Origin of the sequence: Achromobacter sp. DH1f, assembly GCF_000633435.1 — a bacterium.
GTDB lineage: Bacteria > Pseudomonadota > Gammaproteobacteria > Burkholderiales > Burkholderiaceae_B > Achromobacter > Achromobacter deleyi.
Genome location: NZ_AYMF01000025.1, coordinates 149,979 through 176,250 on the forward strand (window position 1 = coordinate 149,979; position 26,272 = coordinate 176,250).

The 26,272-nt window shown below is 67.6% G+C and carries 25 protein-coding genes and 1 pseudogene; 15 read left to right on the top strand and 11 right to left on the bottom strand.

Translation table 11 applies throughout. From position 1 onward, the window contains the following. Positions 1-41 precede the first annotated feature (41 nt). Together U858_RS0121470 and U858_RS0121475 are read right to left on the bottom strand one after the other, a co-directional pair. Positions 42-632 carry a vancomycin high temperature exclusion protein gene (locus U858_RS0121470; RefSeq protein WP_025139220.1) on the bottom strand — a complete coding sequence of 197 codons (591 nt, stop codon included), beginning with the start codon at positions 630-632 and terminating at the stop codon, positions 42-44. 10 nt (positions 633-642) lie between these two features. Further along, positions 643-1,989: a hypothetical protein gene (locus U858_RS0121475; RefSeq protein WP_025139221.1), complete on the bottom strand. Its 1,347-nt coding sequence runs from the start codon at positions 1,987-1,989 to the stop codon at positions 643-645. A 95-nt stretch (positions 1,990-2,084) separates the two neighbouring features. On the opposite strand from U858_RS0121475, the gene U858_RS0121480 reads away from it, so the two are divergent. After that, positions 2,085-2,486: a hypothetical protein gene (locus tag U858_RS0121480; RefSeq protein ID WP_025139222.1), complete on the top strand. Its 402-nt coding sequence runs from the start codon at positions 2,085-2,087 to the stop codon at positions 2,484-2,486. A gap of 25 nt (positions 2,487-2,511) precedes the next feature. On the opposite strand, the gene U858_RS0121485 is transcribed toward U858_RS0121480, so the two are convergent. From U858_RS0121485 to U858_RS0121495, 3 genes are all read right to left on the bottom strand, one after another. Continuing rightward, positions 2,512-3,126 carry a hypothetical protein gene (locus U858_RS0121485; protein WP_025139223.1) on the bottom strand — a complete coding sequence of 205 codons (615 nt, stop codon included), beginning with the start codon at positions 3,124-3,126 and terminating at the stop codon, positions 2,512-2,514. A gap of 49 nt (positions 3,127-3,175) precedes the next feature. Continuing rightward, the gene (locus U858_RS0121490; RefSeq protein WP_025139224.1) at positions 3,176-3,577 is read right to left on the bottom strand and encodes a hypothetical protein; all 402 of its coding nucleotides are present in this window, start codon (positions 3,575-3,577) and stop codon (positions 3,176-3,178) included. 87 nt (positions 3,578-3,664) lie between these two features. After that, positions 3,665-4,558: a LysR family transcriptional regulator gene (locus U858_RS0121495; protein WP_025139225.1), complete on the bottom strand. Its 894-nt coding sequence runs from the start codon at positions 4,556-4,558 to the stop codon at positions 3,665-3,667. A gap of 107 nt (positions 4,559-4,665) precedes the next feature. Between U858_RS0121495 and U858_RS0121500 the strand changes: the two genes are divergently transcribed. Together U858_RS0121500 and tam are read left to right on the top strand one after the other, a co-directional pair. Beyond that, the gene (locus U858_RS0121500) at positions 4,666-5,664 is read left to right on the top strand and encodes a TerC family protein (RefSeq protein WP_025139226.1); all 999 of its coding nucleotides are present in this window, start codon (positions 4,666-4,668) and stop codon (positions 5,662-5,664) included. 159 nt (positions 5,665-5,823) lie between these two features. Continuing rightward, positions 5,824-6,588 (top strand): trans-aconitate 2-methyltransferase, encoded by a 765-nt coding sequence (tam, locus tag U858_RS0121505; RefSeq protein WP_025139227.1) that lies wholly within the window; start codon positions 5,824-5,826, stop codon positions 6,586-6,588. Positions 6,589-6,643: 55 nt separating this feature from the next. Here tam and U858_RS0121510 read toward each other — a convergent pair whose 3' ends face one another. After that, positions 6,644-7,447 (bottom strand): helix-turn-helix domain-containing protein, encoded by an 804-nt coding sequence (locus tag U858_RS0121510; RefSeq protein WP_025139228.1) that lies wholly within the window; start codon positions 7,445-7,447, stop codon positions 6,644-6,646. Positions 7,448-7,532: 85 nt separating this feature from the next. On the opposite strand from U858_RS0121510, the gene U858_RS0121515 reads away from it, so the two are divergent. Next, entirely contained in the window at positions 7,533-8,762 is a 1,230-nt protein-coding gene (locus U858_RS0121515; protein ID WP_025139229.1) for an MFS transporter, read from the top strand. A 108-nt stretch (positions 8,763-8,870) separates the two neighbouring features. On the opposite strand, the gene U858_RS0121520 is transcribed toward U858_RS0121515, so the two are convergent. The 3 genes from U858_RS0121520 to U858_RS0121530 all read right to left on the bottom strand — a co-directional run bounded on the left by U858_RS0121520 (position 8,871) and on the right by U858_RS0121530 (position 11,523). Beyond that, positions 8,871-9,209, bottom strand: a complete 339-nt coding sequence (locus U858_RS0121520; protein ID WP_025139230.1) for a protealysin inhibitor emfourin — start codon at positions 9,207-9,209, stop codon at positions 8,871-8,873. After that, complete coding sequence (locus U858_RS0121525; RefSeq protein ID WP_025139231.1) at positions 9,206-10,270, bottom strand: M4 family metallopeptidase; 1,065 nt, start codon at positions 10,268-10,270, stop codon at positions 9,206-9,208. Before U858_RS0121525 ends, U858_RS0121520 begins: the two co-directional genes overlap by 4 nt. A gap of 182 nt (positions 10,271-10,452) precedes the next feature. Next, positions 10,453-11,523 (bottom strand): ankyrin repeat domain-containing protein, encoded by a 1,071-nt coding sequence (locus U858_RS0121530; protein WP_025139232.1) that lies wholly within the window; start codon positions 11,521-11,523, stop codon positions 10,453-10,455. 135 nt (positions 11,524-11,658) lie between these two features. Here U858_RS0121530 and U858_RS0121535 point away from each other — a divergent pair, with 135 nt between their 5' ends. Both U858_RS0121535 and U858_RS0121545 read left to right on the top strand, forming a co-directional pair. Continuing rightward, a complete protein-coding gene (locus tag U858_RS0121535) occupies positions 11,659-12,288 on the top strand; it encodes a DUF4375 domain-containing protein (protein WP_025139233.1) in 630 nt (209 codons plus the stop codon). Positions 12,289-12,541: 253 nt separating this feature from the next. Then, complete coding sequence (locus tag U858_RS0121545) at positions 12,542-13,384, top strand: prohibitin family protein (RefSeq protein ID WP_115597002.1); 843 nt, start codon at positions 12,542-12,544, stop codon at positions 13,382-13,384. On the opposite strand, the gene U858_RS0121550 is transcribed toward U858_RS0121545, so the two are convergent. Continuing rightward, positions 13,377-15,470 (bottom strand): PTS sugar transporter subunit IIC/EAL domain-containing protein, encoded by a 2,094-nt coding sequence (locus U858_RS0121550; protein ID WP_025139235.1) that lies wholly within the window; start codon positions 15,468-15,470, stop codon positions 13,377-13,379. The genes U858_RS0121545 and U858_RS0121550 overlap by 8 nt on opposite strands. A gap of 288 nt (positions 15,471-15,758) precedes the next feature. Here U858_RS0121550 and U858_RS0121555 point away from each other — a divergent pair, with 288 nt between their 5' ends. The 4 genes from U858_RS0121555 to fhuE all read left to right on the top strand — a co-directional run bounded on the left by U858_RS0121555 (position 15,759) and on the right by fhuE (position 20,246). Continuing rightward, positions 15,759-16,001, top strand: coding sequence for a hypothetical protein (locus U858_RS0121555; RefSeq protein WP_025139236.1), 243 nt, complete (start codon positions 15,759-15,761; stop codon positions 15,999-16,001). Between the two features lie 154 nt (positions 16,002-16,155). Further along, entirely contained in the window at positions 16,156-16,659 is a 504-nt protein-coding gene (locus U858_RS0121560) for an RNA polymerase sigma factor (protein WP_025139237.1), read from the top strand. Between the two features lie 52 nt (positions 16,660-16,711). Further along, complete coding sequence (locus U858_RS0121565) at positions 16,712-17,716, top strand: FecR domain-containing protein (RefSeq protein ID WP_025139238.1); 1,005 nt, start codon at positions 16,712-16,714, stop codon at positions 17,714-17,716. A 208-nt stretch (positions 17,717-17,924) separates the two neighbouring features. Next, on the top strand, positions 17,925-20,246 hold the full coding sequence (fhuE, locus tag U858_RS0121570; RefSeq protein WP_369797705.1) for a ferric-rhodotorulic acid/ferric-coprogen receptor FhuE: 2,322 nt from the start codon (positions 17,925-17,927) through the stop codon (positions 20,244-20,246). 45 nt (positions 20,247-20,291) lie between these two features. Here the strand turns inward: fhuE and U858_RS0121575 are convergent, their stop codons facing one another. Continuing rightward, the gene (locus U858_RS0121575; RefSeq protein ID WP_025139240.1) at positions 20,292-21,026 is read right to left on the bottom strand and encodes an SDR family oxidoreductase; all 735 of its coding nucleotides are present in this window, start codon (positions 21,024-21,026) and stop codon (positions 20,292-20,294) included. Between the two features lie 113 nt (positions 21,027-21,139). Here U858_RS0121575 and U858_RS0121580 point away from each other — a divergent pair, with 113 nt between their 5' ends. The 5 genes and pseudogenes from U858_RS0121580 (at position 21,140) to U858_RS0121595 (ending at position 26,202) form a co-directional block, all read left to right on the top strand. After that, complete coding sequence (locus tag U858_RS0121580; RefSeq protein ID WP_025139241.1) at positions 21,140-21,940, top strand: LysR family transcriptional regulator; 801 nt, start codon at positions 21,140-21,142, stop codon at positions 21,938-21,940. A gap of 151 nt (positions 21,941-22,091) precedes the next feature. Then, positions 22,092-22,271 (top strand): annotated as a pseudogene (locus U858_RS36230) (sigma factor); the annotation flags it as partial. 127 nt (positions 22,272-22,398) lie between these two features. Further along, a complete protein-coding gene (locus U858_RS36235; protein ID WP_232786584.1) occupies positions 22,399-22,611 on the top strand; it encodes a sigma factor-like helix-turn-helix DNA-binding protein in 213 nt (70 codons plus the stop codon). Continuing rightward, a complete protein-coding gene (locus tag U858_RS0121590) occupies positions 22,608-23,621 on the top strand; it encodes a FecR domain-containing protein (protein ID WP_081821675.1) in 1,014 nt (337 codons plus the stop codon). The genes U858_RS36235 and U858_RS0121590 overlap by 4 nt, the downstream gene beginning before the upstream one ends. A 109-nt stretch (positions 23,622-23,730) precedes the next feature. After that, positions 23,731-26,202 (top strand): TonB-dependent siderophore receptor, encoded by a 2,472-nt coding sequence (locus tag U858_RS0121595; RefSeq protein ID WP_081821683.1) that lies wholly within the window; start codon positions 23,731-23,733, stop codon positions 26,200-26,202. Positions 26,203-26,272: the final 70 nt, after the last annotated feature.

Consider the following 26,272-nt stretch of genomic DNA (forward strand, 5'->3'; position numbering starts at 1 on the left):
CGCCTGCGCAGGAAAGGGGGAAGGGGAAGGGGAAAGCGAAACTATAGCGGCCGGACGGCGTACCAGGCCAAGGCCGGCAACTCGCGCAGGATGGAATACAGGTCGCGGGTTTCGAAGAACCGAGGCGAGGCGCCGCCCACCTGCGCCACGCCGTGGCGCTTGAGCGCCAGCATGGTGCGCGGCACATGGAAATACTGCGTGACGGCCGTGGCGCTGGTGTAGCCGTGTCCGCGCATATAGGCGCTGGCGTGGCGGGCCGTGGCCCAGCTGTCGTTGCCCAGGCTGTCGACCACGATGCGGGCGGCGGGCACGCCGCGCGCAAGCAGGTAGTCGCGCATCACGACGGCTTCGTCGTGGCCGTCCGGGTCGACGCCGCCGCTCACGAAAACGATCTTGCAGCGCTCGGCGGCCACGCAGTCGTAGGCGCGGTCCAGCCGGGCCGCCAGGCGCGGCGAAGGCTTGCCGTCGGCGCCCACGGTATTGCCCAGCACGACGGCGACGTCGGCGGCAGGGGCGCCGGCCAGCAGGCCGGTGGCGATCACGGCGCCTGCTGCGATCAGCACGACAGCCACCCCGGCGGCCAGGGCGCGCCACAGCCATCGCATCACACCCGTCTTCTCGTTGCGGTTCATGGTCGGCCCATCACGACGGGCGTTTGGGGAACGGGTAGTCGACTTCGATCTCGTTCGAATAGACCGGTTCCGGAAGGCCCGGGTCGGTCAGCACGACGGCCAGGCGGTAGCGGCCCGGCGCCAGGTCGGGAAAGAACGGCACATACTGGCCGTTGCCTGCGCTGACCTGGTATTGGGGCTTGCCGTCTTCGCCGGCGCGCCAGACGACGGGGTCGTCGGCCCAGTCCGCGACGTGGCGCGGCGCGGCCACGGGCGGCGGTGCGGGGCGGTCTTCGGCCTGGGATGCGTATGGGTCAACCGCCGGGGCGGGCGGCGGCGCAGGCGGTCCCAGCGTGACCGCGGGGCGTGAGTACAAGGGCTGCAAGGTGCGGCGCCCTTGTGCATCGGTGAACAGCAGCCAGATGCGCGGCGAGGCCAGCGTCGCCGGGCTCGGATCGAGGTTCGTCACATACAGCGTGAAGCGGCCGCCGGCTTCGTACCGCTGCGTGCCCAGGTGGCCGCGCACCGACAGCTGCAACCCGCGCGTGGGCATGCGCTGCTGCGGCACGTAGGCATGCTTGTCGATCTTCAGGTCCGCGTAGCGCACCCACTTCAGGGGCGCGTCCGCCCGGTCTGCCGGATAGCGCACTTGCAGCCACTGCGGCCGCAGCGCCACCACGTTCAGCGGTTCGCCGGCCTGGGCGGTCTGCGTGGCCGGCGCCTTGACGTGGGGTTCGTCGTACAGGTCCAGCCGGCTGACCGGCACGCGGCTGTCGCCATCCAGGGGCGAGCCATCGCCATCGATCTGGATGTGCGCCACCGCGCCCTGGTCATCGAAACGGGTGTTCACGTCGAACGTCTCGTCTTCCAGGTCGAACAGCGCGCGGCTCATCCAGCGCACCGGACGCGCCGTGCCATCGGCGCGCAGCACGTAGTCTTCGGACCCATAGCTGTCTGCGCCATAGCGGCAGCCCACCGAGAAGGCGGCGTGTTTGGCGTCGAATTCGGGGTTGACGAACTGGTGGCAGGGGCTGGCATCGGGCGCCGGATGCCGGATTTCCTGGAAGGTGCCGTCTTGCGGGCGATACAGGAACAGACGCGCATAGACCTGGGTGCTGCCGCCGCTTTGGCCGATCACCAGATCGCGGTACCCGTCGTGGTTGATGTCCGGGGTCTGGATCTGGTCGACGGCCTCGTCGTCCAGGCGCGCCAGTTCCTGCGGGGCGCCGCCGCGCACGCGCACGCTGACGCGTTGCGTGCCGCTGCCGTCGATGGTCACGACCGCCGGCAGATCCGGCTTGATGGCGTAGGGGACATCACGCGCGTTGGCGTCCGCGGCAACGGTGGTTAGCACGGCCGCAAGCAGAAACGTCTTCAAGGCACCGCCTCCGGGATTTTCGTTTCGGCGAATTATGCCTTAGCGGGGCGCCCGCGTTCGTGAGTAGAATCGGCGGATAGCTTGCGATGCGTGCCATGAACCTTCCATTTCCCATCCGTCAAGAATGTCCTCCGGGCGCCTGTGAATGCGACCGCGACCGGCTGCTGGCTGACCCGGCGGCGGACGCGCGCATTCTCATGCTGACCAAAGAGCAGGAAAAAATTCTGGTGGCGCGGCTGGAGCGTATCGATAGCCTGGAAGACCTGCGCGCCATGCAGGGCCGCATGCAGGCGCAGCTGGGAATCGTGGTGCGCATCACGCCCAGCGACAACGAAGTGCGCACCTCGCGCGGCATCGCCATCCAGCTCGATGAACAGCCGGGCCTGTGCCGCAAGACGCGTTCGTCGATTCCGGCCGCCATCCGCCGCGGCTTCGACAACAAACCCGAGATCGTCTACGCGCTTCTGAACGAGCGCGACCTGCTGAACGGCACGTAGCGCCGTTGCTTGCCGGGGACTGGCCCTATTTGCCGCGCGGCACGGGGCAGGGCGCCAGCGGCACGACGTCGGTCGGCACGCGGCCCGCTTCGGGCCGGGTATCCATTTTCTTGCCGCTGCGCGCCGGATAGGCCAACAGCACGGCGCTGCCCGCGTCCAGCTTGGGCGTGTTGGGGCCGCCATAGGCCACCGTCCAGCCGCGCACCGCCAGCGGCGCCAGCGTGTATTGCAGCGCCGAGCCGGGCGAGACGTGCGCGACCTTGCCGGCAAACAATTCCTGCTGCCGGGTTTCGACGCCGTTGACGGATTGGTAGGTGGCGATGCTGACCAGCGCGGCGGACTCTCCGTGCCGCGCCAGGATGGCGGTTTCGTATCGGCCGGGCGGGATGGCGGTCAGGCTGACGCTGATGTTGCCCTGGGCCTGGCCGCCCGCGTCCAGTGTCACGCCGGTGACGTCGGCGCGGGCCAGCGGTGCCGTGCCGGTGTTGCGCACCCGCACGCTGTACTGCCCCGACGTGCCGGTGAGCGTGCAGACCTCGACGCCGTAGGGCGTGGCGCCCGTGCTGGCGTGGGCCGGCGCGAACGCGGTGAAGAGGACGGCGGCGGGCAGGCTGGCGGTGCGGATAAGTCGGGACGGCACGATACGCTCCTGAGAGGCAGCGCGCCGGGATGCCGCGTCGCCTGCCTTATTACACCACTTGGCGGCCGGGGCCGTCGGCCTGCGCCCGCTTGCCCGCCAGCCAGTGCAGGATCAGGGCCAGCACCAGCAGGGCCGCCATGATGAAGCCCCAGAAGATCCAGCCGAGCACGGCGATCCAGGTGCCCAGGCTGCCGGCGGCCGGCAGGACCTGGTTCAGTGCGCCCACCAGCCAGACCAGGCTGTCCTGCAGCGATTGGATGAGGCCGGCGTCGGCCCATGGCGCGGCCCAGGCCGGAGCCTGCCACGGCGTGGATTGCAGCGCCGCGGCGCCAGGCACCTGCGCGGTGGCGATCGTGGCCAGCACCCAGTCCGCGAGCTGCAGCGTGATCGCCACCAGCCCGGTCCATAGCGCGGCCAGCACGGCGAAAGCGAGCCAGATGATTTTCTTCATTGCGGTGGTACTCCGAGGATTCAAAAAAAGAAGCTCAACGATAGAGCGGATTGCCTTCCCGAAAAACCAGCGTCTTTGTGACAATCATTAAGAAAAAACCGAAGTCTTGGCGTGCGCGAGGATCTGCTGCACCAGGGGGTGGTGCTGGCCCCGGCGGTTGCGGATGCCGTAGATTTCCTCGTGCACGCTGTCGCAGCGCGCCAACGGCCGCAGGCCGCGCAACAGGCCCACGTCGTCGCCGCCCAGGCGGCTGAGCGGAAATACGCCCAGGCCGCGGGCCGCAAACACCGACATCAGGGCGCTGTCTTCGAATTCGCCCACCACGTTGGGCCGCAGGCCCTGTTCGTTGAACCAGCGGTCCAGCGTCTGGCGCAGCACCGAATGGCCGGTGGGCAGCAGCACCGGCAGGCGTTCCAGACAGTGCGGGAAGTCCTGCGTGTCGGCCTTGCGCACCCACCGGATGGGGCCGTACCAGTCCACTGGCGAAGACACCAGCCGGTCGCTGGTCAGCCGCAGGTTGGGGTTGGCCGGCGCGCCCTGGCCGGCCAGCACCAGGTCCAGGTGGTGGCGCGCCAGCTCGCCCAGCAGTTCCTCGACCTCGCCTTCGTGGCAGGTCAGGCGCAGGTCGGGGGTGTCCAGCACGGGGCCCAGCAGCGCGTGGGCGGCCAGCTTGGAAATGCCGTCGGACAGACCCACCGACAGCCGGATGACCGGTTTGGTGGCGGCGGCGCGCACTTCCTGCGGCAGTTCCTGGCCGATCTGGAAGATTTCCTCGGCGCGGGCAAAGGCGGCCTGGCCGGCATCGGTCAGCGCCACGCCGCGGCCGGCGGGGCGCAGCAACTGGTGGCCCAGGTTCTTTTCCAGTTCGCGCACCTGGGCGCTGATGGTCTGGATGGCCATGTCCAGGCGTTCGGCGGCGCGGGAAAAGCCGCCTTCCTTGGCGACCATCCAGAAGTAATACAGGTGACGGTAATTGAGCATGACGGAGTTCACTTCGGTTTTTTCGAACCATAACTCACTTTCAGGCTGATTTCTCCGGTAGGCCAGGATCCGGATCATGGGTGCCTTCGAACACAAGCGGGAACATCATGGAAGCCTTGCTCTCTTTTCTACATACCGACTTCGTCGGCACGCCGGCCTGGAGCTGGCTGCTCTTCATGGGCATCGTCGCGGCCCTGCTGGCCTTTGACCTGGGCGTTCTGCACAAGGACGATCGCGAGATCGGCGTGCGGGAAAGCCTGCTGCTGTCGGCCGGTTACATCACGGCAGCCCTGCTGTTCGGCGGCTGGGTCTGGTGGCAGATGGGCCCGACCAGCGGCATGGCCTACTACACGGGCTTCCTGATCGAGAAGTCGCTGTCGCTGGATAACGTCTTCGTGATCGCGCTGATCTTCAGCTTCTTCGCCATCCCGCGCCAGTTCCAGCATCGCGTGCTGTTCTGGGGCATCCTGGGGGTGATCGTGCTGCGCGCCATCATGATCGGCCTGGGCGCCGCGCTGGTCAGCAACTTCGGCTGGTTGATGTATCTGTTCGGCGCCTTCCTGGTGTTCACGGGCATCAAGATGTGGATGATCGCGGATCAAGAGCCGGATATCGCCACCAACCCGATCCTGAAGTTCCTCAAGCGCCGCATGCGGGTGACGGACGGGCTGCGCGGCAATGCCTTCTGGGTGCGCGAGCCGGATCCGGCGACGTCCAAGCCGGTGCGTTGGGCCACGCCGCTGTTCCTGGCCCTGGTATTGATCGAGTTCGTGGACCTGCTGTTCGCGGTGGATTCGGTGCCGGCGATCTTCGCCATCACCACCGACCCGTTCATCGTGTACACCAGCAACATCTTCGCGATTCTGGGCCTGCGTGCGCTGTACTTTGCGCTGGCGGCGATGATCCACCGCTTCCACTACCTGAAGTACGCGCTGTCGCTGGTTCTGGTGTTCATCGGCACCAAGATCTTCCTGGTGGGTTTCATCGGCAAGATTCCCGCGGTGGTGTCGCTGTCGGTGACCTTCGGTCTGATCGCGGGCGGCGTGCTGTTCTCGCTGTGGAAAACCCGCTCGGGGCAGTCGCAGCCTGAATTGAAGACCGAGTAATCGCAATATGCGTCAACGCCCCGGGGCCTGCCAATTGGCGGGCTCCGGGGCTTTTGACATATCTATTCGATATTGATTTTGTGCCGACTATATATTTGTCATATGGAATCGTGCGGCGTAGAGTGCAGGGCGTACACAGACCCACGTGAAGGAGCCGCCATGACCTGGTCCGCCAAACAGTATTCCGCCTTTGAAAATGAACGCACGCGCCCGGTGCGCGACCTGGTCGCCGCGCTGCCCAATGAAGACATCGCCACCGCGGTCGACCTGGGTTGCGGCCCGGGCAATTCCACCGAAGTGCTGGCCAGCCGCTACCCGAAGGCCGCCGTGACCGGCATGGATAGTTCCGACGACATGGTGCAGGCCGCGCGCAAGCGCCTGCCCGGCATCGCGTTCGAACTGGCCGACATCGAAACCTGGAATCCGCCGCAGCAGTACGACGTGATCCTGGCCAACGCCGCGCTGCAATGGGTGCCCGACCACGCGACGCTGTACCCCCGCCTGGTCAGCAAGCTGGCCCCGGGCGGGAGCCTGGCGGTGCAGACGCCGGACAACCTGGAGGAGCCTGCCCACCGGCTGGCGCGCCAGGTGGCCGCCGACGGCCCCTGGGCCGCCAAGATCGGCACGGTCAAGCATCCGCCGCGCCACAGCGCCGCCTGGTACTACGAATTGCTCAAGCCGCATTGCGGCCGGCTGGATGTCTGGCGCACGACCTACATGCATCCGCTGGCGGGCGCGCAGGCAGTGGTGGAATGGTTCAAGGGCACGGCACTGCGGCCCTACCTGAACCGGCTGGATGCGGACGAGCAGGCGGCCTTCCTGGCGCGCTACCTGGACGAGATCTCGCGTGCTTATCCCGCACTGGCGGACGGCACCGTGCTGTTGCCGTTCCCGCGGCTGTTCCTGGTGGCGGGGCCGAAGTAAACCCTTGAGCCGACCTTGTGGGTAGCGCGGCCTTTCCCTGGCGGCGCGGCCCTTCCTACATTGCGCCGCGTTCCTCCGCCTTGTCCGAGAAATAGCGCGCCGGCGTCTGCCCCAGCGCCTTGCGGAACATGGTGATGAAGGCGCTGACCGATTCATAGCCCAGGTCTTCGGCCGTGCGCTGCACCGACACGCCCGATGACAGGCGTTGCAGCGCCATCACGATGTGCATCTGCTGGCGCCAGCGGCCAAAGCTCATGCCGACTTCCTGCTGCACCAGCCGCGCCAGCGTGCGCTCGCTCATGGCCAGGCGGCGGCCCCATTCGGCCACGGTGCTGCGGTCGGCCGGATCGGCGCGCAGGGCGGCCGCAATTTCCTTCAGGCGCGGGTGGTCGGACAGCGGCAGGTGCAGCTGTTCGGTGGGCAGTTGCGCCAGCAGGTCGACCAGCACGCCGGCCAGGCGACGATTGGCGGGTTCGCCCGTGGCGGCGGGGGGCAGGTCGGCCAGGTAGGCCACCATTTCGCGCACCAGCGGCGTCACCGCCAGCGTGCAGCACTGGGCGGGCAGGCCGGGCGTATCGGCCGGCACGAACAGGAAGCAGACCCGGCCGTTGTCGGTGACGCGGTTGCTGTGCGGCACGCCGCCCGGAATCCAGACCGCGCTGCCCGGCGGCACCATCCACAGGCCCTGCGGCACGAAGCTGGTGACCCCGCCTTGCAGCGACAGCACCAGTTGCCCCATGCGGTGACGATGGGTGGGCGATTCGTGCTCGTTGCGGGCCGCGTCCACCCGCATCGCGTAGGTCCATTGCGACGGGGTGTCGGGGTCGAAATAGGGGCTGTGCTGGTCGGGCGGATACATGGCGCGGCGGCGCTTGGCAGAATTTAGGGATATTTTGTCATTATCTCGAAATTAAGCAGAAGCGCCATTGCTTAAGCTAGTCGCCATGAATGCTCCTGCCCCCTCTCTTGCTTCCCAACGCCCCGTCTTGCTGATCGTGGGCATTCTTTTCATCGCCATGGCCCTGCGCGCGCCGTTCACCGGCATTGCGCCGTTGATCGGCCTGATCCGCGAGCAGATCGGCCTGTCGTCGTCCGCCGCCGGCATGCTGATCGCGTTGCCGTTGCTGGCATTCGCCATCGTCTCGCTCGGCGTCGCCAGCCTGGCGCGGCGCTACGGCCTGGAACGCACGCTGTTCGCGGCGCTGGTCATCATCGGCGTCGGCATCGTGCTGCGCAGCCAGGGCGCCGCCTGGGCGCTGTACGCCGGCACGGCCGTCATCGGGTCCGGCATCGCCATCGGCAACGTGCTGTTGCCCAGCCTGCTCAAGCGCGACTTTCCGCAGCGCGTGGCCGGACTGACCTCGGCCTATGTGCTGACGATGAGCATCGCAGCCGGCGCCGCGTCGGCGCTGGCGGTGCCGCTGGCCAGCCTGGCTGGCGGCGACTGGCGCTTTTCGTCGCTGTGCCTGCTGGCCGTGCCGCTGGCCGGCGTGCTGCTGTGGCTGCCGCAACTGGCCAACCACACGCCACCCGCGGCTACCACGGCGCATGCGCCGCATGGCGCGCGGCTGTGGCATTCGCCGCTGGCCTGGCAGGTGACGCTGTACCTGGGCATCAATTCCTTCGTGTTCTACGTGGCCGTGAGCTGGCTGCCGGCGATTCTGCGCGACGCGGGCTATTCGGCCGAACGGGCGGGCTCGCTGCATGGGCTGCTGCAGCTGATGTCGGCGGGGCCGGCGCTGTTCCTGGCGCCGGTGGTGCGCCGTATGAAAGACCAGCGCGCCGCGGCGTTCTGCTCGGCGGGCGCGTCCTTCGTGGCGTTGGCCGGCCTGATCCTGGCGCCGGCCTGGGCCGTGCTGTGGATCGTGCTGCTGGGCCTGGGCACCGGCGGCGGCATCATCCTGGGGCTGATGTTCGTCGGCCTGCGCGCCAGCCACGCGCAGCAGGCGGCGGCGCTGTCGGGCATGGCGCAGTGCGTGGGCTACCTGTTCGCGGCGAGCGGTCCGGCGCTGGTCGGCGCCTTGCACGACCGGCTGGGCGGCTGGTCCCTGGCGTTGGGCCTGTGCGCGGCGCTGTGCCTGGTGATGGCCGGCTGCGGGCTGCTGGCGGGTCGTGCCATCCAGATCGGCCAGTTCCGCCCGCATGGCGCGGCGGCGAAGGCCCAGGCGCGGTAAGGGTCGCGACACGCGGGTAGACACATGCCGAGGACGTGGCCAGGGGCCACGCGGGAGCGGGCCCCGGGTCGATCCCGCAACCCGTTCGCGGGCGGGTCTACCGCCCCATCACGGTCTGGCGCCCTGGCTGCGCCAGAGCTGCACCAGGGAGTCAGGCGCCTCGGTTTCGGGCACGTCGAACACCAGGCTGGCAGTCGCACCATCGGTCGGATCCCTGAAGACCAATTCCACATGGAAGTAGCGCTGGTCGCCACCCTGCGCGCCGCATTCCGGCGACGCCACCGGCGCGGCGCTTTGCAGCGCTTCGCAGACCTGTTCGCGCAGGCCGGGCGGGCAGGCGGCCAGGTCGATGCTGCGCGGCTGCGCCAGGCCGGGCAGGTACGCCAGGCCGCCTTCGCGGGTCAAGCTCACGCGCAGCGCGAATTCCAACGGGGGCAGGTCGATCATGGCTGTACTCCCACCGCGGCCCAGGCGCTGGCCACGGCCTTGTGGACCGCCGTGTCGTGGCGGGTGCGGGCAATGTCGACGGTCAGGCGCGCAAACGCCGCGAAGTCGGCATCGTGGCGCAGCCGCTTGTCGCAGAGCGTGTCGTACCAGATGCGGCCGGCCACTGCCCAGGCCGGACCGTCCAGCGCGGTGGCGGCCAGGTAGAAGGCGCGATTGGGGATGCCGGAATTGATGTGCACGCCGCCGTTATCGCGCGGCGTGTCGACATAGGCGCTCATGTGGGCGGGTTGCGGGTCCTTGCCCAGCACGGGGTCGTCATACGCTGTGCCGGGTTCGGCCATCGAGCGCAGCCCGCGCGCCTGTACCTTGGGCAGGAACAGGCCCTGGCCCACCAGCCAGTCGGCTTCGCGAGCGCTCTGGCCCAGCGCGTACTGCTTGACCAGCGCGCCGAACACGTCGCACAGCGATTCGTTCAGCGCACCCGACTGGCCCTGGTAGGCCAGCGCCGCTTCGGTGTCGATGACGCCGTGCGTGAGTTCGTGGCCGATGATGTCCACCGCGATCGTGAAGCGGTTGAAGACTTCGCCATCGCCATCGCCGAACACCATCTGCGCGCCGTTCCAGAAGGCGTTGTCGTAGTCTTCGCCGTAGTGCACGCTGCCCACCAAAGGCAGGCCGCTGCCGTCGATGGAGTCGCGCTGGTAGATGTTCCAGAACAGTTTGTAGGTGGCGCCCAGGTGCGCATAGGCCTCGTCGACCGCGGCGTCGCCGCTGGCGGGTGCCCCTTCCGCCCGCACCAGCCGGCCGGGCAGGGTGGTGCCGTTGTCGGCGTTGTGCACGGCGCGTTGCGGGTCGCCGGCGGCGGCATTGGGGCGGGGGGCGGCCAGGCGTGCGCGGGGCGGCTGCTCGGCCATTTCGCGCAGGCCGCGTTGTTGCTGGTCGATGATCAGGGTCTTGACTGCCGGCATGCTGACTCGCGCATCGGCATGCTGCGCCAGGCGGTCCAGCACGTAAGGCGGGATCACGCCGATCAGCGGCGCGGACTCGGAAGGTCGGGTCATCGTCGGTCTCCGTCTGAGGACCGGGCGGGGGGCGCCAGGCCTGCGAGCGGGCGTTCGGCCCACGCTTTACGGTAGCAGAGGGCGGCGGGGCGCAGGCGTAACAGTGTGCGGCGCGATGCGAGGAACGATGAGCCTGGCGGCGCCGGGATCAGCCGCCGTGCGGTGTCGACGACAACGGGGCCCTAATCGCCTTCCAGCACGCGGTTCATGTGCAGGTCGGGCGCGGCCATGAATTCGTTGAACCCGGCGATGTCGCCGTATTCCTCGTGCTCGATATCCCAATAGCCGATGCGTTGGGACGCGGGATTCCACACCAGCAGGATGTCGGAGTAGTCTCCCGACGCGCGGCTCAAGCGCAGCACCTTCCTGCGCCCGGCCTGCATCGCAATGGTGTCGGTGAGCGAAAAGAATTCCACGAAGCCGAAGTCGCTGTCCGGCAATTCGATGCGCCGCTGCGTGCCTTGCAGGAAGGCGAGCAGTTCCGGAACGAGCTTGTACGGCTTGAGCGCATGCAGCCTGTGGGCCACGCTGTGCAGCTCGGGGGTTTCCAGCGATTTGAAATAGTCCGCCAGCGCCGCGTCCTCCTGTTCCATGGCAATCGTGTAGGGGCGTTCACCGTCACGGTTGGTCAGCGTGACGTCGGCCCCGTGTTCGACCAGCAGGCGGCATGTCTTCGCGTCACGATTGCGAGCCGCGACCATCAAGGGCGTCGCGCAGTCGGGAAACACCTGATCCCGCTCGCGGAAATTGACGTCCACGCCATGTGCGAGAAAGAACGTGATCGCCGGGTAATGGCGGTTGAAGACCGCAGAGCGGAAGGCCCCGCCCGCATGGACGGCAACGGTGTGCCCCAGGGCGTCGATGACAGGCAGGTGGTTGAATTTTTTGCCGTACAACGCCTGGTGATACGCATCGCCGCCGACTTTCAGGCGGGCATGGATATCGGCGCCATGCTGCACCAGGTAGCGCATCATGTCGGGGGTAGCGTGGCGGGCGGACAGAACGAAGGCAGGCGCCCGAGTGTCGTTCAGGTGGGCGCCGTGTTCGACCAGCCAACGTGTCGACGCGGTGCGCTGGGCGACGAGCGCCAGTTCGATCGGCAAGACCTGCACGTGCGGACTCAGCACGATGGCCGCGTTGATATCCGCCCCGCCTGCCAGGAACGCATCGAGCGCCGCGACGTCGTTCGCCAGCACTGCGGTGGCGAAAGGCGGCACGTCTGCGAATTTGCCGAGACCTGCGATGTTGACCATGTGGTAGAACTCCGGAAACGCACGGATAGCCGCGCACGACTAGCCATTGATTACGCGGCGATTTTGCCAAAGGTTCGGCGATCGCGCCGGGCGACCCCGCGCCCACCCATGTTGCCCCTTCCAGGAATTCACCGCATGTCCGACTACCGCATCCGCGAACTCTCGCTGACCGACACCCACATCGTCCTGACCCTGGCCAATGGCCGCACGCTGCAGGAACCCATTCGCCGCCACATCCGGCTGGACAAAGGCAGCCCGGGCGAGCGCGCGCAGTGGCAATTGGTGGACGACGGCCACGGCGTGGTCTGGCCGGCGCTGCTGGCGCCGTCGGCAGAAGGCATGCTGAACGTGCGCGACCTGCTGTGGGATGCGGTCTACGAGCGCGCGCTGGCCACGCTGCAGGCGGCTGGCTGGCAGTTGGACAGCCTGTCGCCGCGCGACCAGGAACTGGTGGCGTTGTGGCGCATGGAAGCCGACATCAACAACGGTGGCTTCATGCAGTTCCTATGCAACTGGGGCGACCCCACCTGCCAACTGGCGCTGGGCGCGTTGAAGAAGATCGGGGCCGAGCGCACGCATGCCATCCTGGCGGACATGCGTGGCCTGATCGACCGCTTCGAGGAATCGCCCGAGGTGGTGCAGCTGAACGACATCTACGGCGCGATGACCGAAGACGAACAGGCGCGCTTGCATGAACTGGACGAGGCGTATTTCGAGTACCTGGACAACCTGGCCCGCTTGGGATTGGCGTGTTACGGCGCCTGACAAGACGAAACAACCGTAACTTTTATGTCGATTTCCGGGGACGGAGTCGCGCTAGAATCGCTGGCTTCTATCCCGGGGGGGAATGCCAGATGCGTTATTTCCTGATCTTGGTTGGGGCGGCCGTGGTCGCCTATTTGCTCGCGCGCGGCATCGCCGCCGTGCTCTCGGACCGTAAACGCAATAAATCAGAAAGGGACTCCAAGTGAAGCCGACCGACCTGCAGATCGTCAAATCCGCCAAGCCGCGCAGCCTGATGGTGGCCGTGGTCACCGGCGTGCTGTTCCTGCTGATTCTGTTCATTGCATTCGGCTCGTGGTTCCAGGTGGACCAGGGCGAACGCGGCGTGGTGCTGCGCAACGGCAAGCTGGTGCGCGTGTCCGAGCCGGGCCTGGATTTCAAGACGCCGTTCATCGATAGCGTCATGATGGTGTCGGTGCGCGACCACACCTTCGTGTTCGAGAAGCTGGAAGCCTACAGCTATGACCAGCAACCGGCCACGCTGCGCGTGTCGGTCACCTACCGCGTGCCGTCCGAGCATGTGGCCGAGCTGTATTCCGAATACGGCACCATCGGCAACCTGCAGATGCGCGTGCTGGAACGCAAGACACCCGACGCGGTCAAGAACGTGTTCGGCCAGTACACCGCCGTGCGCGCCATCCAGGAACGCCAGAAGCTGGGCCTGGACGTGAACAACGCCGTGCTCAAGACGATGGAAGGCGCGCCGGTGCAGGTGGTGGGCGTGCAGATCGAGGAAGTGGGCTTCTCGCAGGCCTACGAGCATTCCATCGAGCAGCGCATGCTGGCCCAGGTGCAGATCGAGACCACGCGCCAGCAGAAGGAAACGGCGATGATCAACGCCGAGATCCAGGTGGTCAAGGCCAAGGCCGAAGCCGATGCGCGCCGCCAGCAGTTCACGGCCGAAGCCGACGGCATCCGCATGCGCGGCGAAGCCGAAGCGGCGTCCATCCGCGCCAAGGCCGAAGCCCTGGCCGCCAACACCAACCTGGTCAGCCTGAACGCCGTCGAGAAGTGGGATGGCGTGCTGCCGTCTACGCAGGTGCCCGGTTCGGCCATGCCGTTCATCGGCATCAAGTAGGCGCGGCAGTGTCCTGCGCGGCGGCCTGCATGCGCTGCCGCGCGAATTGCACCACGCTGTCGCCCGGCAGCGCGCGGCTGTAGAACCAGCCTTGCACGATGATTTCGGCGCTGGATTCCAGCGCCGAAATCTGTTCCTGCGTTTCCACGCCCTCGACAATGATCTGCAGGTCCAGCGCTTCGCAAAAGCGCAGCAGGCCGCTCATCACCTGCGCGCCGCGTTCGCTGCGCTGGGCCAGCACGAAACTGCGGTCGATCTTGACCGCGTCGATCTGGAACTGGTGCAGGTAGCTCAGGGCGGAATAGCCGGTACCGAAGTCGTCGATGTAGATGCGGCAGCCGATACCGTGCAGGCGGCCGAACGCCGTGTGCAGTGCCTCGGCGTCTTCCACCAGCGCGTCTTCGGTCAGTTCCACCGAGACCTGGCCGCGGGCCTGTTCCAGCACCTTCACCAGTTTGTCCAGGTACGACGCCGACGTCAGCGTGCTGCTGGTGACGTTGATGGTCAGCGGCAGGGCGAAACCGGCGCGGCGCCAGGCCTGGCATTGCAGCACGGCCTGCTTGGCCACCCACAGGTCCACCTCGCGCATCAGGTCGGCCTGTGCCAGCCAGCGCAGGAACTCCAGCGGCGCCTGCTGCGTGCCTTCGGGGCCGGTGGCGCGCAGCAGCGCCTCGCAGCCGGTGCACAGGCCGCTGCGCAGCGACACCTGGGGCTGATATTCCAGATAGAAGTCGTACTCGCTGATGGTGCGGATGCGCGAGATCTCGGCGCTGCGGCGCGCACGGTTGGCGTAGGTCGATACCACGGGGTCATGCGCGAACAGCAGCGATTCTTCCTGCAGGCGCGGAAAGGTGGTGTCCAGCGATTTGAAATACACGGTGGCATCGGCCTTGCGCTGTCGTTCCAGCGCCACCACGAAGGGCGCGTACAGGCAGGTGCCCAGCGCGATCAGGAACACCTGCAATACGACGCCGCCCAGGTGGCCGCCCGAACCCAGGTAGGCGTTGAGCAATACCGGCGAGGTCAGCGGCAGCGTGACGGTGGCGGGGTCCAGCCAGCCCAGCTGCACCACGGCCAGCGCAATGATGACGTTGCACACCGGCGTCAGCACGAACGGGATCAAGAGGCGCGGATTCAGGATCAGGGGCAGGCCGAACAGCAGGATCTCGTTGACGTTCAGCAGCGACACCGGGATGCTGGCCAGCGCCAGCAGGCGCAGTGATTCGCTGCGCGAGAACAGCAGGATCGCGGCCACCAGCGACAGGGTCGCGCCGGCCCCGCCGATGAAGGCAAAGGCGCCCAGCAGCGTGCTGTTCAGCGCATACATGCCCTGGTAGCCGGCGGCGGCGCTGGCGGCGTTGAGCGACGTGGCCTGGTCCAGCACATCCAGAATGGGCGCCATGGCGTGGTAGCCGTGGATGCCGAAGAACCAGAAGATCGAGTTCATCGCGGCCATCATCGGGCCGGTGGTGAAGGGGCTGTCCAGCGAGGCCAGGTCGACGGGAATGTTGAACTGCGTGACGCCGGGCACGCGCAGCACCGCGCTCAGGACCAGCACGACGACCCCGGCGACCAGCAGCCCCGGTATCACCATGTTCAGCGTGCCGCGCACGTTCTCGCCGATCAGGCCGTCGGGCGCCAGGCGGGTCCAGCGCCGCCGGTGCAGCCACGACAGCAGCGGCACCGTGCCCAGCGGCGCGACGATGGCGATGAACAGGGTCAGCGTGGCGGCGGCGTGCGGGTAGGGCGCCAGGAGGCCCTCGGCGATCACCAGGTACGAGAGGCACAGGAAGGCGGCCGGCAGGTTGGGGACGCGGTAGCGGATGGACAGCATGTAGCCGATGGACGTGCTGACCAGCATCGGCATGACGGCATTGAGCTTGTCGTGCACCCCCGACAGGACATCGGCGACATGGGGCGGCAGCCCCAGCTGGCGCGCCACGATGGCCAGCACGAGAAACAGCGCGGCCACCAGCAGGCAGGGCATCGTCCAGAGCAGGCCTTCGCGGATGGCTCGCAGCGCGCTTGCGCCGGCCAGGGCCGCCAGCCGATCTTTCGGATAGCGCATGAAGCTCGATGTCGGCATACCGGTGTCGCCCTTAAAAGCCCGCAACCGAGGGAGGGCTGTCCCAGGGACCGCATCGTGCCGGCGACCTGGGCTTTGTAAGAATGCTTTGCGGCATCCTAGCGCCTGAGTTCCCGCTTTAGCAATCGCGTTTCGAAAAAATCCTAGGGATTCCCCTCTGTCAAGAATTGAAAAGGCGGCGCATCGTGCGCTTATCAGGAGGCAGGCAGCGCTATACGATCAATTCGACGGCGTCCGTTTCGTGGGAACGGCGGTGTCATGCAAGGGCGTTACCGAGAGGACGACAAGATGTCTCAGTTGGAGTGGGTGCCTGGCGACAAGACGCCAGAGCGGCAGGGCTATTACGAGACCAGGCTGGACACGGGCGGTACCGCGATTTCGCTGTACAGCGTGCTGGGATGGATGCCGGCCAAGGCGCCGGGCAATATGGTGAGCTGGCGCGCCTTGCCGCCGGCGGCCGAACGCGAAGAGGCCGAACGGCACATCCAGGAGCTGCGTGCGGCCCAGAGCCATGTGCCGATGGATTATTAGGACCGAATCGGCAGATCAGATGCGTCTGATTTTCCTGGGTGACATGACCGGTGCGAGCGGCCCGTAGCGGGCGCGGAACGCGGGCGCCAGTTGCGATAATGAGAATTATTTGTAAAATCCGCAGCGTTCCCACCCTACGCTACCGGATCGCCCCATGTCCCGCCCTGCCTCGTCCCGCCCCGGATGGCTCGCCTGCTATGACGAGCTGATCGGCGCCTGGACGCGCCGGTCGGGCAACCGGCACGACGCCGAAGACGCCGCGCACGACGCGATCGAGCATCTGCTCAAGGCGGACGGCAGCGTGGCGGCCAAGGCGCGCGGCTATCTGTTCCAGGTGGCCGGGCATCGCCTGATCGACCGTTGGCGCCGCCAGGGGCGCGAGCAGCACGTGCCGCTCGATGACCTGGCCGAAGACGACCAGCCGGCCGCGTCCGACCCCGATGCGCCGCTGCGCGCCGCGCGCCTGGCCGACGACCTGGCCCGCGTGCTGGCGGAACTGCCGCCCAAGTGCCGCCAGGCGTTCGTGCTGAATCGCATCGAAGGCTGGACCCAGGCCGAGGTGGCCACCTACATGGGGCTATCCAAGAATATGATTGAACGCTACGTCATGCGGGCAATCGAATACGTGCAGGAGCGTCTGCGCGAGCACGCGCCGTGACGCAGGTTTCCTTCACCACAGATCCGCGCCCGGACGCGGACGGCAGCCACCGATGACCGAGTCCTTTACCCGCGATGCCGACGACCCGCGCCAGCCCGCTACCGCCGCCTGGTGGTTTGCCCGCTGGCATTCGGGCGACATGACGCGCCGCGAGCGCCGCGCCTTCGCGCGCTGGCGCCGCGAGCAGCCGGACGCCGCGCGCGACTTCGACCGTATGCAGCAGCTGGGGCAGGCGGCCGAGCGGCTGCCGCAAGACCGCGTCCAGGCCCTGCTGGGCGGGGCCGTGCCGGCCCGGCCCAAGGGGCGCCGATGGTTGCCGTTACCTGCGCCGTTGCGCGTGGGCTTCGCCTGCGCCTTGCTGGCGCTGGTGGCCCTGGCGGGGTGGTGGAGCCTGCCCGGCGAGGCGCCGTCCTTCACGACCGTGGTCGGTGCCGACCGCGGCGAGCGCAAGCAGGTCACGCTGCCTGATGGCTCGGTGCTCGAGATCAACGGCAACACGCTGGCCGAGGTGAAGTTCTACGCCGGCCGCCGCGAGGTTGAATTGCAGGGCGGCGAGATTCTCTTTTCCGTCAGCCCTGATGCCGAGCGGCCCTTCCTGGTGCGCGCCGGCAGCGGCGAGGTCCGCGTGACCGGTACAGTGTTCGATGTTCGGCGCGATGAAGACGTCGTCACGGTGCTGGTGCGTTCCGGCACGGTGGAAGTCACCGGCGGCCATTGGTGGAACCTGGGCCTGGCGGTGCTGCGCGGCGGCCATGGCATCCGCGTGCCCGGCAGCGGCGCCATCGGCGTGCCGGCGCCCACCGACGTCGACACGGCGCTGGCCTGGCAGACGGGGCGCGTGGTGTTCAAGAATGCACCGCTGATCGAGGTAGTCAGCGAGATGAACCGCTACCTGGCTACGCCTTTGCGCGTGGCCGACAGCCGGGCGGGGCGCCTGCGCGTGTCCGCTTCGTTCAGCCTGGACCGCCCTGAAGCGCTGCTGGACGCCTTGCCGGCGGTGGCGCCGGTAAAGCTGGCGCCCGCCGCAGACGGCGTGATCGACGTGTCGGCGCGCTGACCGTTACAAATTAATCGGACGAAGCATTCAGGTTTTTTCGCCGCTGCATCGTTCTAGGTGAGAAGGCGCGTCGCGCCGCGTTCCCGCCCCGGGGACTTTCCTTCTTGCCGTTGAACCGATTCCGCAGCTGACCGTGAACCTTCCTGTCTGGCGCCCCGCGCGCGCCACCACCCGTTTTGCCCTGTCTTCCCTGACGCTGTCGCTGGCCATGGCACTCGGTGCCAGCCCCGCCGTGCAAGCCCAAACCTCTCCCCAGTCCGTGGCGGTGGACATCGCCGCCATGCCGCTGGGCGATGCCTTGCTGCAATGGGCCGCGCAGACCCGCCAGCGCGTGTTCTACGCGCCCGAGGTGGTCGCCGGATTGCGCAGCCCCGGCCTGCGCATGAGCGGCAGCCCCGAGCAATCGCTGGCCCGCCTGCTGCAAGGCACGGGTGTGGCCTACCGCTGGCAGGGCGACAGCATCATCCTGTCGCGCGACGGCGAGGTGGCCAGCCTGGCGCCGGTGACGGTGCTGGGCGCGCGCGATCCGGCCGTGACCGAGGGCACGGGGGCCTACACCACGCCGGCGACGGCGAGCGCGACCGGGCTGTCGCTGTCGCTGCGAGAAACGCCGCAGTCGGTGTCGGTGGTGACGCGCCAGCGCATCGACGACCAGAACCTGCGGTCGCTGGACGAGGTGATGGGCAGTGTGGTGGGCGTGCAGGTGGTGGCCGAAGACAGCGACCGCACCGATTTCTGGTCGCGCGGCTTCTACATCGACAACCTGCAGTACGACGGTGTGCCCACCACCATCGGCCTGTCGATGTACGGCGAATCCGACAACGATTCGATCATCTACGACCGCATCGAAGTGGTGCGCGGCGCCACGGGGCTGATGACCGGCGCGGGCAATCCGTCGGCCTCGATCAACCTGGTGCGCAAGCATGCCAACAGCCGGGAATTCACCGGCTCGATCAACACCGGCGTGGGCTCGTGGAACCAGTTCCGCAGCTCGGTCGACCTGAGCACGCCGCTGAACCAGGAAGGCACGGTGCGCGCACGCATGGTGGCGCTGTACCAGAAGAAGGATTCGTACATCGACCTGTACCACACCGACAAGAAGGTGTTCTACGGCGTGATCGATGCGGACCTGACGCCGTCCACCACGTTGAGCGTGGGCATGGATTCGCAGGACAAGCGGCCGCGCGGCACCACCTGGGGCAGCCTGCCGGTGGTGTTCAGCGACGGGACGCCGACCGATTGGCGCCGGTCCAAGACCACCGCGGCCGACTGGACCTATTGGCACACCACGCAGCGCACCACCTTTGCGTCGCTATCGCACCGCTTTGACAATGACTGGGAAGCCAAGGCCGACTGGTCGCTGCGCAAGAGCAAGTACGACGCCAAGCTGCTGTACCTGTACGGCCAGCCGGATCGCGACACCGGCGAGGGCCTGGGGGCGTTGCCGGGTTACTGGAATTCGTATGCGCAGCAGACCTCGCTGAACCTGCAGGTGAAGGGGCCGTTCCAGCTGCTGGGCCGCCGCCACGAGCTGGTGCTGGGCGCCATGCGCAGCCGCTACAGCGAAGACTTCTACAGCTATGGCCGCGAGGGTGCGATGCCCGACACGGGTTCGTTCTACGACTGGGACGGCTCGTACGCGCAGCCCTACTGGACGACGACCACGCTGCGCGACACCATCACGCACCAGCGCGGCGCGTACGCCGCCGCGCGCTGGTCGCTGACCGACAGCCTGACGCTGATCACCGGCAGCCGCTATGCCACGTGGCAATCGCGCTCGCCGACCCGCGACCAGAAAGACTCGCGCCTGATTCCCTACGCGGGCGTCGTCTACGACATCAACAGCACGTATTCGGCCTACGCCAGCTATACCGACATCTTCCAGCCCCAGGATTACCGTGACCGCAGCGGCAACTACCTGGACCCGGTGGAAGGGCAGAATTACGAAGTGGGCGTGAAGGGCGAATACCTGGACGGCCGCCTCAATGCGTCGGTGGCGCTGTTCAAGGTGAAGGAAAGCAAGACCGGCGTGCCGGACCCGGGCTACATGGTGCCGGGGTCCACCGACGGCGCCTACAAGACGGCCGACGGCGTCACCACCCGCGGTATTGAAATGGAAGTGACGGGCCAGCTGGCGCCGGGCTGGAACACCACGCTGGGCGGCACCTACTACACCAGCCGCGACGTGCACGGCGTGTCGGTCAACACCGAACGCCCGCGCGCGACCGCCATGCTGTTCACCACCTATCGCCTGCCGGGCGCCTGGAACAAGCTGACCGTCGGCGGCGGCGTCAACTGGCAGATCAGCACGTACAGCACCGTCGAGCTGGACGAGGGCAGCGTGACCGCCAAGCAGAAGGCCACGGCGCTGTTCAACCTGATGGCGCGCTACGACTTCAATTCGCGCCTGTCGGCGCAGCTGAACGTGAACAACCTGTTCGACAAGAAGTACTACCTGGGCGGCGTGGCCAACCAGGTGTATTACGGCGAGCCGCGCAGCGTGTTCCTGAACCTGAAGGCGACGTTCTAGCGTTTGCAGAGGCGCCGGCCAGCCAGGCCGGCGCGGGTGCAGGGCCTACGCCTGCTGCCGCGTCGCGGCCAGCACGATCTCGCGGATGCACACGCCGGGGGGCTGCGAGTAGGCGTAGTACACGGCGTTGGCCACGTCTTCGGCGGCGAGCACCTTGCCGCCCATGTCGGCCTTCCAGGCCTCGTAGCCGCTCTTGATGCCGTCATCGGTGGTGTGGCCCAGCAGTTCGGTTTCGACCGCGCCGGGGGCGATGGTGACCACCCGCACGTTGTGCGGCGACAGTTCTTCGCGCAGGTTTTCCGACAAGCCATGCACGGCGAATTTGGTGCCTACGTACGCCACGTGGTTGGGGAAAGTCTTGCGTCCGGCCACCGAGCTGATGTTGATGATGGTGCCGCGGCCGCGTTCGGCCATGCCGGCCGCCACGGCATGCACGCCGTTCAACAGGCCTTTGACGTTGACGTCCAGCATGCGGTCCCATTGTTCCGGGTCCTGGCGGGTGATGTCGCCCAGCAGCATGACGCCGGCGTTGTTGACGATGGCGTCGGCCGGGCCGTATTGGGCTTCGGCTTCGCGCAGGGCGGCGGCCAGCGCCTGGCGGTCGGTCACGTCGACCTGGCGGGCCAGGGTGTCGGGCAGGTTCAGGGCCTGCATCGGCGCCAGGCGGCGGGCCAGCAGCAACAGCGGATGGCCGTGGGACGAGAACAGGCGGGCGGTGGCCAGGCCGATGCCCGAGCTGGCGCCGGTGACAACGACGAGAGGAAGTTTGGGGGTGCTCATGGTGGGGCTCCAGGTATCGGTGATTCGTATGTCAGAATGACTGAAAACCAGTGTATGGCGGCTTTTCCCGGTTGAAAAATGGTTTATTCTTCTTGCATCAATCGGGAAAACTTATGGATAGCCGCCAGCTGAACGCCTTCATTGCGGTGTTCGAAGAGCGTAACATCACCGCCGCCGCGCAACGCCTGCACCTGAGCCAGCCGGCCTTGTCGGGCACCATCAAAAGCCTGGAAAGCCTGCTGGGCGCGCAGTTGTTCGAGCGCCAGGCGCGCGGCGTGTCCGTCACGGACGCGGCCCGCATCCTGTACCCGCAGGCCCGCCGCCTGGTCGCGCAAACCGAATCCTTGACCCGTCAGTTCCGGCAGGATGCCCGCGTGGCCGAACTGCGCATCGGCATCGAAGGCGAGATTGCCGGCGCCCATATCCGCGCCTTCGTGGCGCGGGCGCGGCAGGCCGTGCCCACCCTGCAATTGCACCTGCTGGAAGGGTGCGCGGGCGACGCCCGGCTGGCCACCGAAGACGAGCGCTGCGAAGACGAACTGTTCCTGCCGCTGTGGAACGACCCGTACGCCATTGCGTCCCCGGTCGGAGCGCCGGCCGATGTCGCGCCCGACTGGATCGTCTGCCCCGACCACCCCAGCCATCAGCGCCTGCTGCCGTACTACGGCGCCGCCGCCAATACGCCCGCCGCACAGGCGGCGTCCTTGCGCCTGGCGCTGGAATTGGCCGGGGCCGGCGTGGGCGCCTGCATCGCGCCGCGCTCGCTGGTGGACCAGCAGGGCGGCGTGGTGGCGCGCGCCCTGGACGGGCTGGCGCTGTCGCGCCGCGTGGGCCTGTGCTACGCGGCGCAGGCGCTGGATACACCCGCGCTGGCGCTCTTGGCCGAACAGCTCAGCGACGCGATCCGGGCCTGACCCCCCGGCCCGGGCCGTCTGGCCTGCGGCGCACGGGACTGGCGCCGCGGGTTGGGGCGGGGGATCTGTTCAAGGCGTGCAGCCGGACTATAATGAGAATAGTTTCCATTACATTAACGTCTCTGGTGGTCCCGGCTGGGGCCGGGCCGTCATGCACTCCACTTCCCTAGCGCCTCACGCCGAGGTGCAGTCCGTTTATCAGGCGCACCATTCCTGGCTGCGCACCGTGCTGCATCGCAAGCTGGGCAACGCGTCCGATGCCGCCGACGTGACCCACGACACGTTCGAAAGGTTGATCCGCGCCAACGTCGCCCAGCCCTTGAGCGAGCCGCGCGCCTACCTGCGCACCATCGCCAATCGCCTGCTGATCGGGCGCGCGCGCCGCGCCGCGCCGCGCCGCGCTGGAAGCGGCCTATGCCGAATCCCTGGCCCTGCAACCGGCGGCGGTGGAACCGTCGGTGGAGTCGCGCGCCTTGATCCTGGAGGCGCTGGAACAGGTTTGCGAACTGCTGGATACCTTGCCCATGACCAGCCGCCGCATTTTCCTGATGGCGCAGATCGACGGCCTGTCCAACATCGAGATCGGCGAACGCCTGGGCCTGACGCCCAACGCCGTGCAGAAATCGCTGGCCCGAGCGCTGGTGCGTTGCTACGCGGCGGTCTACGGGTGAGCGGCCCGCTGGATAGCGCCCGTCTGCTCCGGCCGCTGGCGCCGGAAGCCGGCAAGCTCGACCCCAAGGTGATCCGCCAGGCGGCCGATTGGTGGGCGCGCCTGCGCGATGGCGCAACGCCCACCGAGCGCGACCGCTTCGAGCGCTGGCGCCAGGCGCAGCCCGCCCACGACCTGGCCTGGCAACGGTTGGGTGCGCTGACCCGGGGCGTGTCCCTGGGCGCCGAGCAGGCCGGCACCGATGTTGCGTCGCGCACCCTGCAGCAGGCGCCGCTGATCCGTGCGCGGCGCAACGCCATCCGCTGGATGATGGCGGCGACCGGCGTCGGGCTGGGCGCCTGGGCCGTCAACGACCGCGAGGCCCTGCGCAATCTGGCAGCCGACCTGCGCACCGGCACGGGCGAACGACGCAGCGTGGTGCTGGCTGACGGCACCCGCGTCGAACTGAATGCCGGCAGCGCGGTGGACCTGCGCTACACGGATACGCGGCGCGAGCTGGTGCTGCGCGAGGGGGAAATCCTGGTGTCCACCGGACAGGACCCGCGAGGCCGTCCCTTCACTGTGCGTACGCGCGCCGGCGTGCTGACGCCGGTGGGCACGCGCTTCCTGGTGCGCGACCTGGGCGCGGGACGGGTCCGGGTGGCCGTGCTGGAAGGGGCGGTGGATGTCGCGAACGGCCAGGCCGGCGCGGCGCCGCAGCGGGTGCCGGCGGGCGGGCAGGCCGAGTTTTCCGCTGCGGGCGATTTCGTGCCGGCGGCGCTGGCGCCGGGCGTCTCGGCCTGGCTGGATGGCATGCTGCTGGCCGATGCCATGCCGCTGGCCGACTTCCTGCGCGAACTGGGGCATTACCGCCCCGGCGTGTTGCGCTGTGCGCCGGAGGCGGCGCCGCTGCGAGTGGTGGGCGCGTTTCCGGTGGCCGACACGGACCAGGTCCTGTCGATGCTGCAGGACGTGTTGCCGGTGCGGGTGCAGCGCTACACGCGCTACTGGGTCAACGTGCACCTGGCCTGACGCGATTGATTTGTAACCGGAACGGCGTGATCGGCGTTCTCACGCTTCATGTAGGGAAAGCAGCCCGCTCGACGGGTCGCATTCCTCCCTCGTGAACCAGGACTTCTTCATGCCTTGCCATTCCCTTTCCGCGGCCCGCGCCGCGAATGCCGCCCGCCGCGGCGTCCTGCCGCGCACGCGGCTGTGCGTGGCGCTGTCGCTGGCCCTGCCGCTGGTCGTGGCGGTGTGGCCCGCCGCGTCCGTCCAGGCCCAGGCCGCGCCGGCCGCGCGCACGGTGTCCTTCAATGTGCCTGCTGGCCCGTTGGGCGCGGCGCTGGGCGCCTTCGGCATGCAGGCGGGCGTGATGGTGGCGTCCGACCCGGCGCTGACGCAGGGCGCGCACACCGATGGCGTGTCGGGCGCCTATTCCGTGGATGCGGCGCTTGCGCGCCTGCTGGCAGGGACCGGATTGCAGGCCGTGGCGCGCGGCGAGGGCGGCTATCGATTGCGCCAGGCGGGGACGGGCCAGGCGCAGACGCTGGCGCCGGTGACCGTGACCGGCAGCTACCAGGCCACCACCGATGGCACAGGGTCGTATACCTCGCCCGCGGCCACCATCGGCAAGACCACGCAGGCATTGAAGGACATTCCCCAGTCCATCACCATCCTGACGCGCCAGCGCATGGACGACCAGGACATGACCAGCCTGCCGGACGCGATCAACAACACCACCGGCATGGTGGGCGTGCAAGGCGTGGGCCCGGGCATCGCGATCAACTCGCGCGGCTTTCCGGTGGACATGCTGCAGTACGACGGTGTACCGCTCTTGCGCAACAACTACAGCCTGGGCAACTGGGAACAGGATTCGCTGGTGTTCTACGACCGCGTCGAGATCCTGCGCGGCGCGGCCGGCCTGCTGCAAGGGGCCGGCAGCCCGGGCGGCGCCGTCAACCTGGTGCGCAAGCGTGGCGGCGCCGAACCGTCGGTGGTGGTCACGGGCAAGGTCGGTTCGTGGGACCGCTATGGCCTGCAGCTGGACGCCGGCAGCCCGCTGAACGCAGCCGGCACGCTGCGCGGCCGGGTGGTGCTGGACGATGACCGCAGCCATTCGTACACCGATTACGTCTGGGACAAGACCCGCAACCTGTACGCGGCGCTGGACTACGACATCAGCCCCGACACCACCGCCGGCATCGCGGTCAGCAACCGCTTCAGCCGCTCGCGGCCCATGTTCGTGGGCTTTCCGCGCTTTGCCGATGGCGGCGACATCGACCTGCCGCGTTCCACCTACACGGGGTCGACCTGGAACCGCGCCAAGAATGACCAGACCGTGTTCTACGCCGACCTGGAACACCGCTTCAACGAAGCCTGGCGCTTCAAGCTGGGCGGCGTTGCCATGAACGAGAAGAACACCACCGTGCACCAGCGCGTGGCCGATGCGGTGCAGCGCGACGGCAGCGGCTTGTCGTATGGCAATTTCGGCGTGGACTTCGACAGCAAGCAGCGCGGCCTGGACATGTCGGTCAGCGGCGATTTCACGGCGCTGGGCATGAAGCAGGAAGTCGTGCTGGGCGCGAACTATTCCAAGCTCACCACGCAAGACCGCTTCACGCGGGCCTGGAGCGATAGCGACGGCAATATCTTCGACATCGACCACAACCGGCCGTGGCAGGATATCGACAGCATCGCAGCCGCCAGTGGCTACGACAGCCGCAGCGCCTACGACATCCGGCAGAAGGGCATCTACGGCACGTGGCGCGTCAAGCCCACCGAGTCGCTGTCGTTGATCGGCGGCGGCCGCGTGGGCTGGTACGACTTCACGTACCGGTCGGCCGGCGAGACCTCGGCCACGACGGAATCCGGCCGCTTCATTCCCTATGCCGGCATCGTCTACGCCCTGAGCCGCGACTGGTCGGTCTACACCAGCTATACGTCCGTGTTCGAGCCGCAGACCGATCGCAGCGTATCGGGCGCGTTGCTCAAGCCGGTGGAAGGCGCCAACTACGAAGCCGGCGTGAAGGGTGAACTGGCCGATGGCCGCGTCAACGTGGCGCTGGCCGTGTTCCGCTACGACCACAAGAACCGCTCGGTGACCGACTACGACAACGGCTTTGCCTGCGACGGTTGGTATTGCTCGCGCGCGGCCGGCAAGGTGCGCAGCCAGGGCTTCGAGGCGGAAGTGTCGGGCGAGGTGATCCAGGGCCTGCAACTGTTCGCCGGCTACACCTACAACACCACCAAGTACCTGGAAGACCCGGACAACCAGGGCAAGATCTTCAACACGTGGACGCCCAAGCACATGCTGCGCCTGTGGGCCAACTACAAGCTGCCGGGTGACTGGAACCGCCTGAGCGTGGGCGCTGGCGTCAACACGCAGACGCACACGCTGAGCTCGGACCGCAAGTTCGCGCTGGCGGGCTTTTCCGTGTGGAATGCCCGCGTGGGGTACCAGGCCACGTCCGAGCTCAGCTTCGGCCTGAACCTGAACAACGTGTTCGACAAGAAATACTACGTGCCGTCCTACAACACGATCAGCAGCAACAACTACTACGGCGAGCCCCGCAATGTGATGCTGACGGTGCGCTACGCGCCGAAACTGTAGCGCGGGGGCGGGGCGGCCGTGATGGGATAAAATAATAATTATTCCCATTTAGATTCCATCGCGAGCCGCG

Excerpts from the sequence above, each read along its gene's own strand:
- U858_RS0121470 (WP_025139220.1), bottom strand. The coding sequence starts at position 632 with ATGAACCGCAACGAGAAGACGGGTGTGATGCGATGGCTGTGGCGCGCC.
- U858_RS0121480 (WP_025139222.1), top strand. The coding sequence starts at position 2,085 with ATGAACCTTCCATTTCCCATCCGTCAAGAATGTCCTCCGGGCGCCTGT.
- U858_RS0121490 (WP_025139224.1), bottom strand. The coding sequence starts at position 3,577 with ATGAAGAAAATCATCTGGCTCGCTTTCGCCGTGCTGGCCGCGCTATGG.
- U858_RS0121495 (WP_025139225.1), bottom strand. The coding sequence starts at position 4,558 with ATGCTCAATTACCGTCACCTGTATTACTTCTGGATGGTCGCCAAGGAA.
- U858_RS0121500 (WP_025139226.1), top strand. The coding sequence starts at position 4,666 with ATGGAAGCCTTGCTCTCTTTTCTACATACCGACTTCGTCGGCACGCCG.
- tam (WP_025139227.1), top strand. The coding sequence starts at position 5,824 with ATGACCTGGTCCGCCAAACAGTATTCCGCCTTTGAAAATGAACGCACG.
- U858_RS0121510 (WP_025139228.1), bottom strand. The coding sequence starts at position 7,447 with ATGTATCCGCCCGACCAGCACAGCCCCTATTTCGACCCCGACACCCCG.
- U858_RS0121515 (WP_025139229.1), top strand. The coding sequence starts at position 7,533 with ATGAATGCTCCTGCCCCCTCTCTTGCTTCCCAACGCCCCGTCTTGCTG.
- U858_RS0121520 (WP_025139230.1), bottom strand. The coding sequence starts at position 9,209 with ATGATCGACCTGCCCCCGTTGGAATTCGCGCTGCGCGTGAGCTTGACC.
- U858_RS0121525 (WP_025139231.1), bottom strand. The coding sequence starts at position 10,270 with ATGACCCGACCTTCCGAGTCCGCGCCGCTGATCGGCGTGATCCCGCCT.
- U858_RS0121530 (WP_025139232.1), bottom strand. The coding sequence starts at position 11,523 with ATGGTCAACATCGCAGGTCTCGGCAAATTCGCAGACGTGCCGCCTTTC.
- U858_RS0121535 (WP_025139233.1), top strand. The coding sequence starts at position 11,659 with ATGTCCGACTACCGCATCCGCGAACTCTCGCTGACCGACACCCACATC.
- U858_RS0121545 (WP_115597002.1), top strand. The coding sequence starts at position 12,542 with ATGGTGGCCGTGGTCACCGGCGTGCTGTTCCTGCTGATTCTGTTCATT.
- U858_RS0121550 (WP_025139235.1), bottom strand. The coding sequence starts at position 15,470 with ATGCCGACATCGAGCTTCATGCGCTATCCGAAAGATCGGCTGGCGGCC.
- U858_RS0121555 (WP_025139236.1), top strand. The coding sequence starts at position 15,759 with ATGTCTCAGTTGGAGTGGGTGCCTGGCGACAAGACGCCAGAGCGGCAG.
- U858_RS0121560 (WP_025139237.1), top strand. The coding sequence starts at position 16,156 with ATGTCCCGCCCTGCCTCGTCCCGCCCCGGATGGCTCGCCTGCTATGAC.
- U858_RS0121565 (WP_025139238.1), top strand. The coding sequence starts at position 16,712 with ATGACCGAGTCCTTTACCCGCGATGCCGACGACCCGCGCCAGCCCGCT.
- fhuE (WP_369797705.1), top strand. The coding sequence starts at position 17,925 with ATGGCACTCGGTGCCAGCCCCGCCGTGCAAGCCCAAACCTCTCCCCAG.
- U858_RS0121575 (WP_025139240.1), bottom strand. The coding sequence starts at position 21,026 with ATGAGCACCCCCAAACTTCCTCTCGTCGTTGTCACCGGCGCCAGCTCG.
- U858_RS0121580 (WP_025139241.1), top strand. The coding sequence starts at position 21,140 with ATGGATAGCCGCCAGCTGAACGCCTTCATTGCGGTGTTCGAAGAGCGT.
- U858_RS0121595 (WP_081821683.1), top strand. The coding sequence starts at position 23,731 with ATGCCTTGCCATTCCCTTTCCGCGGCCCGCGCCGCGAATGCCGCCCGC.